Source organism: Streptococcus suis, from assembly GCF_902702775.1.
Classification (GTDB): domain Bacteria; phylum Bacillota; class Bacilli; order Lactobacillales; family Streptococcaceae; genus Streptococcus; species Streptococcus hashimotonensis.
In genome coordinates this window covers 689,157-703,995 of sequence record NZ_LR738724.1, presented here as the reverse complement: position 1 = coordinate 703,995, position 14,839 = coordinate 689,157, and the positions used below count along the sequence as shown (strand labels likewise).

General features: G+C 40.6%; 15 protein-coding genes. 4 read left to right on the top strand and 11 right to left on the bottom strand.

Going from position 1 to position 14,839, the window contains the following annotated elements; genetic code table 11:
- Positions 1–16: 16 nt before the first annotated feature.
- The 3 genes from budA to GPW69_RS03555 are packed head-to-tail and all read right to left on the bottom strand — an operon-like array spanning position 17 to position 3,122.
- Positions 17–733 (bottom strand): acetolactate decarboxylase, encoded by a 717-nt coding sequence (gene budA, locus GPW69_RS03565; protein WP_024377075.1) that lies wholly within the window; start codon positions 731–733, stop codon positions 17–19.
- A gap of 3 nt (positions 734–736) precedes the next feature.
- Positions 737–1,966 carry a tetratricopeptide repeat protein gene (locus tag GPW69_RS03560; protein ID WP_074391473.1) on the bottom strand — a complete coding sequence of 410 codons (1,230 nt, stop codon included), beginning with the start codon at positions 1,964–1,966 and terminating at the stop codon, positions 737–739.
- Entirely contained in the window at positions 1,956–3,122 is a 1,167-nt protein-coding gene (locus GPW69_RS03555) for an AI-2E family transporter (RefSeq protein ID WP_002935690.1), read from the bottom strand. The genes GPW69_RS03560 and GPW69_RS03555 overlap by 11 nt, the downstream gene beginning before the upstream one ends.
- A 135-nt stretch (positions 3,123–3,257) precedes the next feature.
- Between GPW69_RS03555 and GPW69_RS03550 the strand changes: the two genes are divergently transcribed.
- Both GPW69_RS03550 and GPW69_RS03545 read left to right on the top strand, forming a co-directional pair.
- Positions 3,258–4,262, top strand: a complete 1,005-nt coding sequence (locus tag GPW69_RS03550; RefSeq protein ID WP_015647107.1) for a lactonase family protein — start codon at positions 3,258–3,260, stop codon at positions 4,260–4,262.
- A 63-nt stretch (positions 4,263–4,325) separates the two neighbouring features.
- A complete protein-coding gene (locus tag GPW69_RS03545; RefSeq protein WP_024385441.1) occupies positions 4,326–4,511 on the top strand; it encodes a hypothetical protein in 186 nt (61 codons plus the stop codon).
- 32 nt (positions 4,512–4,543) lie between these two features.
- On the opposite strand, the gene GPW69_RS03540 is transcribed toward GPW69_RS03545, so the two are convergent.
- Both GPW69_RS03540 and eno read right to left on the bottom strand, forming a co-directional pair.
- Positions 4,544–5,185: an HAD family hydrolase gene (locus GPW69_RS03540; RefSeq protein ID WP_074391474.1), complete on the bottom strand. Its 642-nt coding sequence runs from the start codon at positions 5,183–5,185 to the stop codon at positions 4,544–4,546.
- 423 nt (positions 5,186–5,608) lie between these two features.
- Positions 5,609–6,916, bottom strand: a complete 1,308-nt coding sequence (eno, locus tag GPW69_RS03535) for a surface-displayed alpha-enolase (RefSeq protein ID WP_002935704.1) — start codon at positions 6,914–6,916, stop codon at positions 5,609–5,611.
- 149 nt (positions 6,917–7,065) lie between these two features.
- Between eno and GPW69_RS03530 the strand changes: the two genes are divergently transcribed.
- Positions 7,066–7,518 (top strand): DUF1694 domain-containing protein, encoded by a 453-nt coding sequence (locus GPW69_RS03530; protein ID WP_024393679.1) that lies wholly within the window; start codon positions 7,066–7,068, stop codon positions 7,516–7,518.
- Positions 7,519–7,524: 6 nt separating this feature from the next.
- Here the strand turns inward: GPW69_RS03530 and GPW69_RS03525 are convergent, their stop codons facing one another.
- Together GPW69_RS03525 and GPW69_RS03520 are read right to left on the bottom strand one after the other, a co-directional pair.
- Complete coding sequence (locus GPW69_RS03525; RefSeq protein WP_044670086.1) at positions 7,525–7,755, bottom strand: hypothetical protein; 231 nt, start codon at positions 7,753–7,755, stop codon at positions 7,525–7,527.
- Complete coding sequence (locus tag GPW69_RS03520) at positions 7,746–8,873, bottom strand: glycerate kinase family protein (protein ID WP_074391475.1); 1,128 nt, start codon at positions 8,871–8,873, stop codon at positions 7,746–7,748. Before GPW69_RS03520 ends, GPW69_RS03525 begins: the two co-directional genes overlap by 10 nt.
- 107 nt (positions 8,874–8,980) lie before the next feature.
- On the opposite strand from GPW69_RS03520, the gene GPW69_RS03515 reads away from it, so the two are divergent.
- Positions 8,981–9,631, top strand: a complete 651-nt coding sequence (locus tag GPW69_RS03515; protein ID WP_024395074.1) for an HAD family hydrolase — start codon at positions 8,981–8,983, stop codon at positions 9,629–9,631.
- Between the two features lie 30 nt (positions 9,632–9,661).
- On the opposite strand, the gene serB is transcribed toward GPW69_RS03515, so the two are convergent.
- The 4 genes from serB to GPW69_RS03495 all read right to left on the bottom strand — a co-directional run bounded on the left by serB (position 9,662) and on the right by GPW69_RS03495 (position 14,835).
- Positions 9,662–10,297, bottom strand: coding sequence for a phosphoserine phosphatase SerB (gene serB / locus GPW69_RS03510; RefSeq protein WP_002935723.1), 636 nt, complete (start codon positions 10,295–10,297; stop codon positions 9,662–9,664).
- Between the two features lie 51 nt (positions 10,298–10,348).
- On the bottom strand, positions 10,349–12,073 hold the full coding sequence (gene ezrA / locus GPW69_RS03505) for a septation ring formation regulator EzrA (RefSeq protein ID WP_013730450.1): 1,725 nt from the start codon (positions 12,071–12,073) through the stop codon (positions 10,349–10,351).
- A gap of 88 nt (positions 12,074–12,161) precedes the next feature.
- Positions 12,162–14,114 carry a DNA topoisomerase (ATP-hydrolyzing) subunit B gene (gene gyrB, locus GPW69_RS03500; protein ID WP_074391476.1) on the bottom strand — a complete coding sequence of 651 codons (1,953 nt, stop codon included), beginning with the start codon at positions 14,112–14,114 and terminating at the stop codon, positions 12,162–12,164.
- A gap of 181 nt (positions 14,115–14,295) precedes the next feature.
- On the bottom strand, positions 14,296–14,835 hold the full coding sequence (locus GPW69_RS03495; protein WP_015647132.1) for a DJ-1 family glyoxalase III: 540 nt from the start codon (positions 14,833–14,835) through the stop codon (positions 14,296–14,298).
- Positions 14,836–14,839 lie beyond the last annotated feature (4 nt).

Genomic DNA, 14,839 nt, shown 5'->3' with positions numbered 1-14,839 from the left:
TTTTCTGTATTGAAACCTACTCCGCCTTATCAATATCTTCTCTAACTTCCTTAGCGTTGAACTTAGCAAAAAGATACTGGCGGTCTTGAACAGGAAAACGTTGGTCTAGTTGATCTACTGGCCCCACTTCCACCATTCCTTCTGAGATAACATAGTCCATGACATGCCCGCCAAAGGTCAAGTCATCCGAGATAAAATGCAAATGATAACCAGCCACACTGACACCATGGAAAATCTCTGGCGTCCAAATACCAACAATGGTACCTGAAATATTCTCAGCGGTATACTCAGGCTGGCGACTAGCCACCTCCGCAAATCGAACATCCGAAGCCGATTTAGGAATCATACGAACATGCATCCGTGAAAATGTCCCTTTGATTTTGATAGAACGAAAAAGATTTTCGCCATCATAATAGGATTCAATCCTCTGGTGCAATTCATCGCTAGTCATTTCAAAGCGTTGTTTGAAAATGACTTCTGCTTCATGAAAAATAACCGCTGCATAGGGAACCTTCATATCAGCAGGAACTTCAACCACTTCTGGTTTCTCCCCTGCCCCCTTTGCCTGATAAGCCTTTCCATCCAAGACAATCAGCTCACCGTCAATGGAATCCAGGGTTCCCAAACCCAAATCACCATGTTCCAACAATTCGCCAACCGTCAAGGAGCCGCCATACAGTCCAGCCATTAAGGCACCTAAGGTATTGTATTGAAATAATCGATTTACTTGCATAAACTACTCTTCATTCAAAAATTCTTGCATGGCTAAATCGTCTGGCACCAATTGGATAAAACGACTAGCTTGCTTTTTTGCCTCATCCAAACGACCAAGTTGACGTAAAATCGCTACGTAATCAGCCAAAAATTCAGGATTCTCAGCCAATTCTCCAGCCAATTCATCGTAAAGCTCAATAGCTTCATCATCTCTTTCTAGAGCTTGATAGGCTTTGGCCATATTCCAGCGAGCTAGAACGTTATCTACCTCTTCATCAAATAAAGCCACAACCTCTTCAAATCGTTCCTGCTCAAGATACAGATTGGACAAGCGCAGAGCTAGTTCGTTACTATCATCTGCCACCTCTTTTGCCTTGAGGAGATATTCTTCCGCAGACTCCTCGTCATGCAATTCATAGGCATACTGAGAAGCTTGAAGCAAGAGATTGGCATCAAAATCATTTTTGGCCAAGCCCTTTTCTGTCATTGCCAAGGCTTCTTCAATCTTATGCTCGGCATGAAGCGACTGAGCATAGGCATATTCATAGCCCTCAAAATCAGGATTGATGGTATCCAACTGCTTGAAATAGAGATTGGCCTTTTGGTATTCTTCTCGTTCAAATAGCAGAGCAGCTAACTCAAAAACCGTCTGATCATCGTATTCCAACTCAACAGCTTTTTCCAAAAATTCAATGGCCGCTTCAAATTTCCCTAAACTTGCATAGGCAATACCAATTCGCTGATAGGTAGAAACTCCCGTTAATTCGTAGATTTCACGATTATCCAGCTGGGCATAGTAGGAAATAGCCTCATTAAAAAGCTCCAGTTCCATATCCAATTCTGCTAAGCCAAAGAGGATGATGGGTTCATCTGATAAGTAACTTGCTTCTAACAATTTTTCACGCGCCACATCCGACAAGCCTTCTGCCTGATACAGGTCCGCCTTAACCAACAAGGCTTCCACATAGACAGAACTGTCTTCCGAAATTTCCTCCAAGTATCCGAAAGATTCTTCAACCAAGCCATCTTCAAATGCTATTTGGGCAAGATTGATCAGTACTTCGGGAAATTCTTCTTTGACCTGTTCATAGATTTGTCTAGCCTGTGGGAAAAAACCAATGCCTTCTAAGTAGGCTGCCAAGGACAAAAGCGTTTCGCTATCATCTTGCACCAAGGCGCGCTTGAAATACTTATCTGCCTTGTCTAAATCCTGTTGGTCCAAACAAACCAACATTTTTTCACTATTGTTCATTCACAACCTCATTTTCTTCATCTTCATACAAACTACTGTGTGCCTTGTACCATTCAAATGCCGCTTTCACTAAAACCTTAATAGAGGCATATATTGGAATTCCCAGAAGAACTCCTAGGACACCGTACATCTGACCAGCTGTCAATAATACAAATAAAATGGTAATCGGATGAATACTTAGGGAGCTTCCGATAATCAATGGTGTCACAAAACGACCTTCTATAGTCTGCTCAATCATAAAGACTACTAAAACCTTTATCAGCATGATTGGACCAGCAATCAATCCTAAAATAACAGCTGGAATCATGGCCAAGAAAGAACCCAAATACGGAATTAGATTGAGAAAACCAGCCATCACCCCCAAAGTTATTGGATAACTAAGACCAATGATTGAGAACATCACTGAGAACATCAGGGCAACAATAATCGCAACGGTCACCTGACCACGAACATAGTTTGATAATTGCCCATTCACATCTGATAGTACTGTTCCAATCGGTTCTCTCCACTTGGTTGGTAGATATTGGGTAATGTGTTTATTCAAATACTGACCATCCCGTAATAGATAAAAGAGAATAAAGGGCATAATCAAAATAGCAACAATAATCTGTGAAGCGGTTGAAATCAAATTACTTGCCCAGTTCACAGCGCTTGAAGAAAACTTCTGAGCATAGGCAACGATCTGATCATTGACCTTATTTAACATCTCCAGAGCTGTTGGTCTAAATTGTTCAAAGCGCTGATCCTGTAGGAGCCCAGTTACCTGTCCTTCGATTTTCTGGATATTCGAAGGAAGATTTTGCGCAAAAGATGTCACTTGCTCTTGAATACTCGGAATTGCCACCGCCAGTCCCCAGATAATGAGAAGACTGATTAAAACAAAGAGAATGGAAATACCAACTGTACGAGAAATTTTATGCTTTTCCATCCAGTCAACCATCGGATTTAATAGGTAATACAAAAGACCTGTTAAAATCATCGGTAACAATACAATTTCTAAAAAGCTTCCTATTGGTCTGAATAAAAAACTAATTTTACTGAAAATAAATATGGTCAAAAAAGTCAGCAAGGTTACTAATAAAAATGTCACCGCTTGACTATTTAAAAACAAGCGGAAAAACCAAGTCAGACTAAATTTTTGATGCTTATCCTCCATCTAATACACTCCTAGTCTTTTTTTCTATTGTAACATGGAGAAAGGATTTTTGTAAAAATCAACTACAGAATTTATACGACTTTCTCAGAAAAACATGGTATAATTTTATCAATCATTTCCAAAAAGGAGAATCCTATGACTATCTATTTCGGTACCTATACAAAACGTGAATCAAAAGGAATTTATAAAGCAAATTTTGACTCTGAAACAGGACAACTTAGCAATCTAGAATTGGTCACTGAAGAACCTAACCCTACCTACCTTGCCTTTGATAAGGCCGGACATCTATACTCCGTCGGCGCTGAAAATGGTCTAGGAGGTATCGCTGCCTTTAATGCTGACTATACTCTACTCAACCATGTTGTATCAGAGGGCGCACCACTTTGCTATGTCGCTGTAGATGAAGCAAGAGATTTAGTTTATGGCTCCAATTTCCACAAAGGGCAACTACTTGTTTATAAACGTTTAGCGGATGGTTCTCTAGAATTAGCTGATGTCGCTCAACACGAAGGATCTGGTCCGCACGAAAACCAAGCTTCCGCCCATGTTCACTTTTCTGATTTGACACCCGATAAATTTTTAGTAACCTGTGATTTAGGATGTGATCAAGTGGTAACCTATAAGGTATCTGACCAAGGAAAAGTAGAGAAAATCGCAACCTATCAGGCTGCGCCAGGAAGTGGTCCACGTCACATTGTCTTCCATCCTGTCGCAAAAATCGCCTATCTCATCTGTGAACTCAATTCAACTATTGAGGTGCTTATCTATGACGGCTGGGGACAATTTGAACACCTACAAACTGTCTCTACTCTCCCAGAAGACCATACTGGTTTCAACGGAACTGCCGCTATTCGCATCACAAAGGATGGTAAATTTATTTATGGATCCAACCGCGGAAACGACTCTATCGCAGTCTACAAAACGCTTGCTGATGCCAGCTTAGAATTAGTTGAAATCGTCCCAACAAATGGAAAAACTCCTCGCGATTTCACGCTTAGTCCTGATGAAAAGCATTTGATTGTTGTCCATCAAGATTCTGACAATGCAACTGTATTCGAAAGAGATGCCGAAAATGGCTGTTTGACTGAGCTTTCACACGATTTCTATGTTCCTGAAGCAGTTTGCGTTACATTTTTATAAGTCGTTTCAGTTGTGAAATCCGTCCAGTTTTGGTTTAATAGTCTCATAGGAGGTGATTTCAACATGAATCCAGTAGATCTTTTTAACCAAGTAAAAGAATTGATTGCAAACAAAGACTTTGATGGTGCAAAACAATTTATCGAAGAAAACAAGGACCAATTCGGTGAATACTTGGAACAAGCAAAAGGCTTGTTATCAGGTTCTGAAGGTGTTAGCGGTCTTTTAGATAAAGTTAAAGGCTTGTTCTAATACACGTAAAAACTAGGCTGAGAATGTTCAGTCTAGTTTTTTGTTTGTTCAAAAATATTTGTTATCCCTTGCAATGAAGGAATTACCCAATCACTCTTCAATTTTTCATTTTCACGGGCATGCTTTCCAAAACCTGTCAGTATCCGTACAGTCCACATTCCCAAAGATTTAGCAGGCAGAATATCATTATCATACCTATCCCCGACATAGACAACTCTATCTGCAGGGATGTTTGTTTTTTGCAAGGCAAGTGTGAAAATAGCTGTATTTGGTTTAGATAAACCAACCTCTTCAGAGAGGATGATGAGTTGAAAATAAGACTCAATTCCCCACTCTTTAAGCAGTTCTCTAATACTACTAGACTGATTGGCAATAATCCCCAATCGATAGTTTTGTGATAACTTCTCTAGAGCATCTATTGTGTCAGGATACAAGCTCACACCCTCATTTGTCCACAAAGGACGTGGCTCGGTCGGTGCAAAATATTGCCAGGTCGAACGAATGGGATCCAGCGACTTATGAGCATACTCCACCATTTTCTTTTTATAAGAATCTGATGAAACCTCTATATCCAGAGACTCTAACTTCTTCACACATTTGTCTATATAATAACCATAAGCCGCCTCTTCATCTAAAAGCGTCGAACCCAAATCAAAAAATATCCACTCTATCATCCCACTCTCCATCTCTTTTCAACATGAGAATACTTAAGTTGATCCGCCTTTTTAGAATATCATTTTATCAATATCAAGGCAAAGAAAATTCCCTAGGAAAACCTAGAGAGTTTTACTAATCCCTCGCTATTCTAGCTCAGGGATAAAACAGTCTCCCAGACATTGAAAAACAAGTCCGAAAATTTTCGGACTTGTTCTTACTATAACCCTCGCTATGCTAGCTTGGGGATAAATTAGTACACTGTACTACGAAAAACAAGTCTGGAAATTTCCAGACTTGTTCTTATTATAACCTTCGCTATTCTAGCTCGGGGATAAAACAGTCTCCCAGACATTGAAAAACAAGTCCGAAAATTTTCGGACTTGTTCTTACTATAACCCTCGCTATGCTAGCTCGGAGATAAATTAGTACACTGTACTAATTTATTTTTTCAAGTTGTAGAATGAGTTCAAGCCTTTGTAGACTGCAACTTCACCAAGTTGATCTTCGATACGAAGCAATTGGTTGTATTTAGCGATACGGTCTGTACGTGACAATGAACCAGTCTTGATTTGGCCTGCGTTAGTTGCAACTGCGATGTCAGCGATTGTTGAATCTTCAGTTTCACCTGAACGGTGTGATACAACGGCAGTGTAGCCAGCTTCTTTAGCCATTTCGATAGCTTCAAATGTTTCAGTAAGAGTACCGATTTGGTTAACTTTGATAAGGATTGAGTTAGCAGCACCTTCTTTGATACCACGTGCAAGGTAGTCAGTGTTTGTTACGAAGAAGTCGTCACCAACCAATTGAACGCGTTTGCCAAGACGCTCAGTAAGAGCTTTCCAGCCATCCCAGTCGTTTTCATCCATACCATCTTCGATAGTGATGATTGGGTATTTGTTAACCAATTCTTCAAGGTAGTCGATTTGCTCTGCAGATGTACGAACAGCAGCGCCTTCACCTTCGAATTTAGTGTAGTCGTAAACTTTACGCTCTTTATCGTAGAACTCAGATGACGCACAGTCAAAACCGATCATGATGCCGTTTTCGCCAGCTTCGTAACCAGCAGCTTCGATAGCTTCGATGATTGTTTCAACACCGTCTTCAGTTCCTTCGAACTTAGGAGCGAAACCACCTTCGTCACCAACAGCTGTTACCAAACCACGAGCTTTCAAGATTTTCTTCAAAGCATGGAATACTTCAGCACCCCAACGAAGACCTTCTTTGAATGAAGGAGCGCCAACTGGCAAGATCATGAATTCTTGGAAAGCGATTGGAGCGTCTGAGTGAGAACCACCGTTGATGATGTTCATCATTGGAGTTGGCAATACTTTAGTGTTGAATCCACCAAGGTAAGTGTAAAGTGGCACTTCAAGGTAATCAGCAGCAGCACGCGCAACAGCGATAGAAACACCGAGGATTGCGTTTGCACCCAATTTACCTTTGTTAGGAGTACCGTCAAGAGCGATCATAGCGCGGTCGATAGCTTGTTGATCACGAACGTCAAAACCGATGATAGCGTCAGCAATCACGTTGTTCACGTTGTCAACAGCTTTTTGAGTACCAAGACCAAGGTAACGAGATTTGTCACCGTCGCGAAGCTCAACTGCTTCGTGCTCACCAGTAGAAGCTCCTGAAGGAACCATACCACGTCCGAAAGCACCTGATTCAGTATAAACTTCAACTTCAAGTGTAGGGTTACCGCGTGAGTCAAGGACTTCGCGAGCGTAAACATCAGTAATAATTGACATTATATTACTCTCCTTTGAGTTTAAAATTGTTACATAGCTATCATACCCTAAAAGAAGGGATTTTTCAAGAAAAAACAGGTTATTTTACTGAAAGAAATAATGTAAACGCCTTCCTTTTCAAAGTTAACTGAGTATGTTATACTGAAACCATGAACGATTTAAATACTACCATACTACAGAAAGCCTCTGGCGAAACACGATTGAATCCAGATGAACAACGTCTATACATGGGAACCTATCGCGAACGGGTTGTCCTGATCGTTTCCTTTGACGATTTGAGTAGTGAAGTCGTCGGAAATAAGTTCGATACAATTTGCCAAAAACTAGCAAACAGCTACTCTCCTCTATTCCTCAAACTCTCGCCAGCCCTGTCTGACAAGCAACAAATTTCACTACTAAAAATTGCTCAGAACTTCGGCATTACTACCGCTATCATCGATGAAAAAATAGGACAGTCTCCCTACGCACTTGTCTTTCACACAAATCACGCTGTGGATAATGAAGAAGTTAGCTTAGAATCCATATTTCCAAATCTTATCTCAAAACCAGAAGAAAAAAAGGAAGATGCAAAACCTTCCTTCTGGAAAAAATTATTTGGTTAGACTTATTTATCGATAAAGCAGTATAAATATTAAAGCAAAAATAATACAGGTTAGACAAAAGATTCCTAGCAATCTGCCTCTTTCATTTTTTTCATTGAAAAAGAACATTGCTCCGTTTGCCTTTATTACATTCATTTCCATTCCTCTTTCTTTTTCGGAAAGTCTCATAACGGACACTAGCTTTGCAAGACAAATAAAAATAAATAAGATAATAGTCACATATTTCACTAATTCCATCTTTGTTGGCCTCCTAACTGAAGAATTCTTGCCACCTGCTCTGCCGTGCGGACCAGGTTTTTTTCTGCTTTTTGAAGCGTATCCTCCAAACTTTCAACGCTTGCAATTATCGGAAAAGCGGCGCAGATATTTTCAAAAGGAAACTCGGGAAGATCGTCTTTGAGGCTACCACAAATTGCAATGATGGGAATCCCAGTCGGTGTACGTCTAGCTACTCCTATCGGAGTCTTCCCTGATAAGCTTTGGGCATCCATCCGCCCTTCTCCGACCACAACCAGATCCGCTTTGGTGACGCGATGATCAAAGTCCAACTGATCCAAGACAAAGTCGATGCCTTTTTGAATGCGAGCACCTGCAAATTGAACTAGACCTGCTGCCATACCTCCTCCAGCACCCGCTCCTGCCAAATCGAGTAGCATTGGATTAACCAATTTATAAAAGGACTCCATTTTCTTGTCTACTAGTTCAAATTCAGCAGGGGCAAGACCTTTCTGACCTGCAAAAACAAATGTGGCACCCGCTGGTCCGCAAAGCGGATTCTCCACATCCGTTACCAAATCAATCCTGACCTGAGATAGATCTACCAACATATCCTCTGTGGAAAAGCTGACAATCTCCCCGATATGAGCTCCAATTGCCTCTACTTCTTTTCCCTCTCGATTATAAAATTTCACTCCTAAACCTCCCGCCATTCCGATACCACCATCATGACTGGCAGAGCCACCTACTCCTATAAATATGCGTTTAACACCATTTTGAACGAGCTCCACAATCAGCTCCCCAACCCCTTGTGTCTTAATAAAGAGAGGACTCCTTCTTTCATGCGGGATGCTTGCCAGCCCTACAATCTCAGCCATTTCAAAAACCGCAAGATCATCTTTAACCGCATAGGAAACCTTAATTTTATCTCCAAATGGACCTGTCACCCAAGTCTGGGTCCCATCCAAGGATAAGGCCTGCATTAGACTCTCAACTGTCCCTTCGCCACCATCTCCTAGGGGAATTAAGTCATACCCTGCTTGTGGGTAAACCTTAGAAAATCCTTTTTTAATCGCTTCAGCAACCTTTGTAGCTGAAAGAGACTCTTTAAATGAATCTGGAGCAATGAGAATATGCATGGTACTAACCTCCTTTATATTATTAGTATATCACGCCCCTATTCAGCTTTCAATAAATCTTTTCTGTTTTTCATCGTCTGTGTTATACTGAAAGAAAGGAGATAAGTATGTATCAAACTATATTATTTGACTTAGATGGAACACTTACTGATTCTGGACAAGGAATCTTAAACTCCGTCGCCTACGCACTAGAAAAAATGGGAATCGAAGAACCAGATACAGCCAATTTAAACCGATTCATCGGCCCGCCACTCTATGAATCTTTTTCACGATTCTACCAACTCAACCCTGAAGATACACAAAGTGCAGTTGATGCTTTCCGTGTCTATTTTAAAGAAAAAGGAATGTTTGAAAATCAACTCTATCCTGGAATCATCCCTCTGCTTGAAGAATTGAGAACGGCTGGAAAAACACTAGTAATTGCTACCTCAAAGCCAGAAATATTTGCCAAACAGATTCTAGAACATTTTGGTATCGCTCACTACTTTGATGTCATTGCCGGTGCTAGTCTGGATAGTAGTCGCATCAGTAAGGCGGACGTCATCGGCTATGCTATAAATCAATTAGAAGCATTTCCAAAACATGCTGTGATGATTGGAGATAGGGAACATGACATTGAAGGAGCACGCATGCACCAACTTCCCGCCATCGGTGTTCTTTACGGCTATGGGAGCAAGCAGGAATTTGAAAAGGCTGGGGCCACCATGATAGTCGAAACCGTCCAAGATTTGAAAAGGGTTTTACTGACAACAGAATAGAAGAAAAGTCAGCACTCAGCTGACTTCTCGTTATTTACTATCTAAAATCTCTATTAGTTTATAGAGATTTTTTTCATTTATTTGGTAGGGCGCCTGTTCTTGGACAATCGGTTTAGCACAGAAAGCTACTCCAATTCCTGCTCGTTGAATCATTGGTAGATCATTTGCTCCATCCCCCATAGCAATCGTTTGAGATAGACTCAGCCCATTTTCTGCCGCCCATTCTTCTAAACATGCTTTTTTAGTATCTTTCGTTACAATTTCACCCAATACTTGTCCCGTCAATACTCCATCCACTACTTCTAATCGATTAGCCCGAACATAGTCTAACTCTAACTGTGCAGCTAGTCGATCGACTGTTTCATGAAACCCGCCTGAAACTACTGCTACCTTATAGCCTCGCATTTTTAATTCTGAGACTAATTCTGCTGCTCCAGGCGTAAAGTGGATTTTTTTGATAATTCGATCAAACACAGAAACAGGCAGTCCCTTTAACAACGCCACACGTTCACGTAAGGCTTCTTCAAAATCCAATTCCCCACGCATAGCACGTTCGGTAATTGCTGCAACTTGCGCTCCTAAACCGGCCTCTTCTCCAAGTAAATCTATTCCTTCTTCCAAAATTAATGTTGAATCAACATCCATAACTAATAATCCAGTTGTCATCTCCAATATTCCTTTCAAAGTATAAAAATAAAAAGCCAAATGGCTTTTTATCTAGTAGCGAATGGCTTCGCGAGTTTTTTCGTATGAACGTACAAAACGCTCTGTTACACCAGGTTCAACTGTTTCCAGAGCAAATGAAATTTCTTCAAATGCTGCTTGGTAATCAAAATCCTTTTCAAAAATTGATAATGAACGGTTAAATGCTTTTTGCACACTTTCATCGAATGAACGATAACGGTTAGAGTATTGTAGCAACTGCTCTGTTAAAGTCGCATTTTGCACAATCAAATACGCCAACTCTTCCAATTGATTCATATCATACGTTGCATTTTCCAACAAACGGTTAACAACTTCGATATTGATTCGTTTATAGTCTAACTCGGCAATCAAGGCTTCCACATGATCGCTCGTTCTAAAGAAGTTTGTTAAAAATTCAGCTGGAATTCCTGGAAGGTTGCGTTTTTCCATATAGCGCTTAAGGGTATGCAATTTGTTGATATAAAGTGTAGCTTTCTTACGCGCTGTGTTCTCTGACAATTCTTGTGATTTAAGATAGTCAGCTAAAACAAGCTGCTCCTCTTCGATTTCTTTCAAGCTTGCCAATGAATGATCCAAACGCTCTTCTAAAATAGAATATGCAACTTGTGGATTTTCAATGTCCTCCACACTTTCTGTAACAACAATTTCAATCGATTCCAAACGAGCTTTAAGCTGATTGATCCGTGAAAGTTTGCTATCTGCCAGCAAGTAAGTTGCATTTAGGCGTTGGCTTTCCTCATCCAAGAGCTGTGTATTTTGGACAACATGCTCCAAGAATTTTGGCAAGTTTTTACTAATCTTAACAGCTTCCTTATTCGCTTCGATTTCACGATTGAAGACTTTATACAAATGATCAATTTTTGCTTGAATTCCCTCATTTTCAGCTTCTGCGGCATCCAAATCAAAGGAAACAATCAAAGCAGTATTTTCACGAATTGAAACGCGAATATTTTGGAACTGTGACTCGATGTTAGCTTCTGTGAACAAATAATTCTGCTCAACCAGTTTACGATAACCCGACTCCAAATCTTCCAATTGCTCTGGGAAATCTTTTGTAACTCGTTCAATCAAACTTGGAATGCGATCCATGATTTGATTGAGGGCAATCATATGCTCTTCAGTCTTATCAAGGATTTCAGAAGCTTCAATCGGGTCACCAGAGGAATTGAGCATCACAAATTCAGAAAACTCGACTTCAATATTTTTCAATTGTTTCTCAAGTTCTGGTAGTGTCTCACCGTAGCTATCTGGATTTTCACGAACAGCTTCCTGTAAACTATCGAACAAGTTTAACGCATGTTTTACGCGACCAGAGTTTTTCTCTTCTTGCTCCTTCAACTCCATCAAACCATGACGGATAGAGGCGATGTCTTCTTCAATTAAATCGATTTGGCTTTCGATACTGTCGATAGCGTTCTTTGCACTCACAAAGCGAAAGGCATTGTTATAGCCTTCTGCCTCAAAGATATGATTTTCAATGTCGGCAAATGAATTGAGCGACAAATCAACCCATTTTTGATTCCATTCACGGAATGACACCTGACTTTGACCAATCAAATGAAGTGCTTTGACAGCTTCGACTTCTTCATTAACTGGAAGGTTAAATAGCTCTTCCTTACGTTCTTCCAATGCAACCAAAAGGTTGTCATTTCGTTTACGAACAATCAGGCAAGCTACATAGGCAATGATTAAAATAATAACAATCGAAACGATTAAGATGATTGTTCCTGTAGGCATGTAAATCTCCTTAGCTCATAGTAATTACTAGAAAATATCGCTTAATTATACCATAAATCTCTAGTATATGCACTTGTTTTTTTAGTTTTTAGACATCCAATGTTGAATAAACAGCATTTTCCTCGATAAACTCTCGACGAGGTTCAACCTTATCCCCCATTAACATGTCAAAAATCTTATCGGCTTCTGCCGCATCATCAACTGAAACGCGTGCCATGAGACGATTTTCAGGATTCATCGTAGTTTCCCACAACTGATGATCATCCATTTCTCCCAAACCTTTGTAACGTTGAATCGTTGGCTTGGACCGTCCCGTACTATGTCTTTCTAAGGCATCTTGCAATTCTTGCTCTTGATTAACCCCAGGTTGAATATATTCTTTTATCTCACTTCCAACCTTGATACCGTAAATAGGTGGTTGAGCGATATATACGTATCCCGCTTCTACAACAGGACGCATGTAGCGGTAAAATAATGTCAGAAGGAGTGTCCGAATATGGGCACCATCGACATCGGCATCTGTCATAATGACTAATTTTTGATAACGTGCCTTGCTAACGTCGAAATCAGCACCAAAGCCAGTTCCCATAGCTGTAAATAGACTACGGATTTCTTCGTTGGCCAAAATCTTGTCCATGCTGGCTTTTTCTACGTTCAAAATCTTACCACGAATCGGTAAAATAGCCTGAAATTCACGGTCGCGACCGGATTTAGCTGAACCACCGGCTGAGTCCCCCTCCACGATGAAAAGCTCTGTCTTCGTTGCATCATTTGAGGAACAATCCGCTAACTTACCTGGGAGATTTGAAATCTCAAGACCCGATTTCTTACGAGTTACCTCACGCGCACGCTTAGCAGCAATACGAGCCTTGCTTGCCAAGATCCCTTTTTCAACAATCCGTCTAGCAATCTGTGGATTTTCCAAAAGAAATTCTGCAAAGGCATCAGAGAAAAGGCGGTTGGTAATTTTGACCACTTCGCTATTCCCAAGTTTTGTCTTAGTTTGTCCCTCAAATTGAGGACCTGGGTGCTTAACAGAAATGACCGCTGTCAAGCCTTCACGCACATCCTCACCAGTCAAATTATCCTCATTTTCTTTGAGAATTCTATTTTTCTTGGCGTAGTCGTTGATAACACGTGTCAGAGCTGTACGGAATCCTTGCTCATGGGTACCACCTTCATGTGTGTGAATATTGTTGGCAAAACTCACTACGTTTTCATGATAACTCGTCGTATATTGCATGGCAACCTCAACGGTAATATCATCCATTTCACCTTCTGTATAGATAGGGGTCTCAAAAATGACATCCTTGTTCTCATTAAGATACTCAACGTAGGAAGCAATACCGCCTTCATAGTGATATTCCTTTGTTTGCTCTACTCCCTCACGTTTGTCCGTAATAGAGAGATTTAAACCACGATTTAGGAAGGCCAATTCTTGGATCCGCTTATTTAATTTTGCAAAGTCGAACTCAGTCGTCTCAGTAAAAATTTCTGGATCAGGTGTAAAATGTACAGTTGTACCAGAACGGTCTGTTTCTCCAACAACCTCCAAATCTGCAACGACTTCACCTCGTTTATACTCTTGGAAATATACCTGACCATTTTTGTAGACATGGACGTCTAGCTGAGTAGATAGGGCGTTTACGACTGATGAACCTACGCCGTGCAATCCACCTGAGACCTTATAACCGCCTCCGCCAAATTTACCACCTGCATGGAGCACTGTAAAGACAGTTTCTACCGCTGGACGACCAGTTTTTTCCTGAATATCTACCGGAATACCACGTCCATTATCAATAACCGTGATGGAGTTATCTGGCTCAATATAAACTTCAATTTTATCCGCAAAACCAGCCAGCGCCTCATCGATTGAGTTGTCGACAATTTCCCAAACCAAGTGATGGAGACCTTCTTTAGATGTTGAGCCGATATACATCCCTGGACGCATTCGAACAGCTTCAAGACCTTCCAAGACTTGAATCTGACTGGCATCATATTCTTGAGCCTTCTCTTGTAAATCTTTGATTTCTTCTGTCATTTCTTTTCCTTATTTTCTATTTGTTGCTCCTTAAAAATAGAAAAGCCAATCCATCTGGATAAAAGCGAGACATATTTTTAGAGCAAAAATCATTCTAACGAACACCCTTTATTATACCATATTTTCTAATATTTTGATAGAAAAAAGAAGAGGAAACGTTAGCTCCATCTTCTTCATTACTTTAACTATGATAAACCATTGTTTGAGCTAGGCTTTCCCCATCTCCACCAAATAAATCAACCAATTTATAGGCGAAATCCAAACTTGTTCCAGCACCTCGGCTAGTGATAATTGGACCATCAACGACCACATCCTCTTCCAGATGAATACCTGACGGAATGTCTTTTTCTTTCCCTGGGAAACATGTATAGTGACGACTATCTAACAAACCGGCCTTATCCAGAACAATTGGTGCCGCACAAATTGCTGCTACTGATTTTCCTGATGCAACCGCTCTTTGCAATTCCGTAATCAGTGACTCTGAATCTCTAAGGTGAACAGAACCTGGCATTCCTCCTGGTAAAACAATCAGATCAAAGGAAGACAGGTCCCCATCAAAGACTTGGTCAGTTTGAACACGAATACCGTGCGATCCCTCCACTTCATGACTATCTAAACCAACAATCTGACAGTCAAAATGAGCTCGACGGAATACATCTACAGGGGCCAATGCTTCGATTTCTTCAAAACCATCGGCTAAAACAACCGCAACTCTTGTCATATAA

What these genes read in the sequence shown, in the direction of transcription:
- budA (WP_024377075.1), bottom strand. Translation starts at nt 733, where the DNA reads ATGCAAGTAAATCGATTATTTCAATACAATACCTTAGGTGCCTTAATG.
- GPW69_RS03560 (WP_074391473.1), bottom strand. Translation starts at nt 1,966, where the DNA reads ATGAACAATAGTGAAAAAATGTTGGTTTGTTTGGACCAACAGGATTTA.
- GPW69_RS03555 (WP_002935690.1), bottom strand. Translation starts at nt 3,122, where the DNA reads ATGGAGGATAAGCATCAAAAATTTAGTCTGACTTGGTTTTTCCGCTTG.
- GPW69_RS03550 (WP_015647107.1), top strand. Translation starts at nt 3,258, where the DNA reads ATGACTATCTATTTCGGTACCTATACAAAACGTGAATCAAAAGGAATT.
- GPW69_RS03545 (WP_024385441.1), top strand. Translation starts at nt 4,326, where the DNA reads ATGAATCCAGTAGATCTTTTTAACCAAGTAAAAGAATTGATTGCAAAC.
- GPW69_RS03540 (WP_074391474.1), bottom strand. Translation starts at nt 5,185, where the DNA reads ATGATAGAGTGGATATTTTTTGATTTGGGTTCGACGCTTTTAGATGAA.
- eno (WP_002935704.1), bottom strand. Translation starts at nt 6,916, where the DNA reads ATGTCAATTATTACTGATGTTTACGCTCGCGAAGTCCTTGACTCACGC.
- GPW69_RS03530 (WP_024393679.1), top strand. Translation starts at nt 7,066, where the DNA reads ATGAACGATTTAAATACTACCATACTACAGAAAGCCTCTGGCGAAACA.
- GPW69_RS03525 (WP_044670086.1), bottom strand. Translation starts at nt 7,755, where the DNA reads ATGGAATTAGTGAAATATGTGACTATTATCTTATTTATTTTTATTTGT.
- GPW69_RS03520 (WP_074391475.1), bottom strand. Translation starts at nt 8,873, where the DNA reads ATGCATATTCTCATTGCTCCAGATTCATTTAAAGAGTCTCTTTCAGCT.
- GPW69_RS03515 (WP_024395074.1), top strand. Translation starts at nt 8,981, where the DNA reads ATGTATCAAACTATATTATTTGACTTAGATGGAACACTTACTGATTCT.
- serB (WP_002935723.1), bottom strand. Translation starts at nt 10,297, where the DNA reads ATGACAACTGGATTATTAGTTATGGATGTTGATTCAACATTAATTTTG.
- ezrA (WP_013730450.1), bottom strand. Translation starts at nt 12,073, where the DNA reads ATGCCTACAGGAACAATCATCTTAATCGTTTCGATTGTTATTATTTTA.
- gyrB (WP_074391476.1), bottom strand. Translation starts at nt 14,114, where the DNA reads ATGACAGAAGAAATCAAAGATTTACAAGAGAAGGCTCAAGAATATGAT.
- GPW69_RS03495 (WP_015647132.1), bottom strand. Translation starts at nt 14,835, where the DNA reads ATGACAAGAGTTGCGGTTGTTTTAGCCGATGGTTTTGAAGAAATCGAA.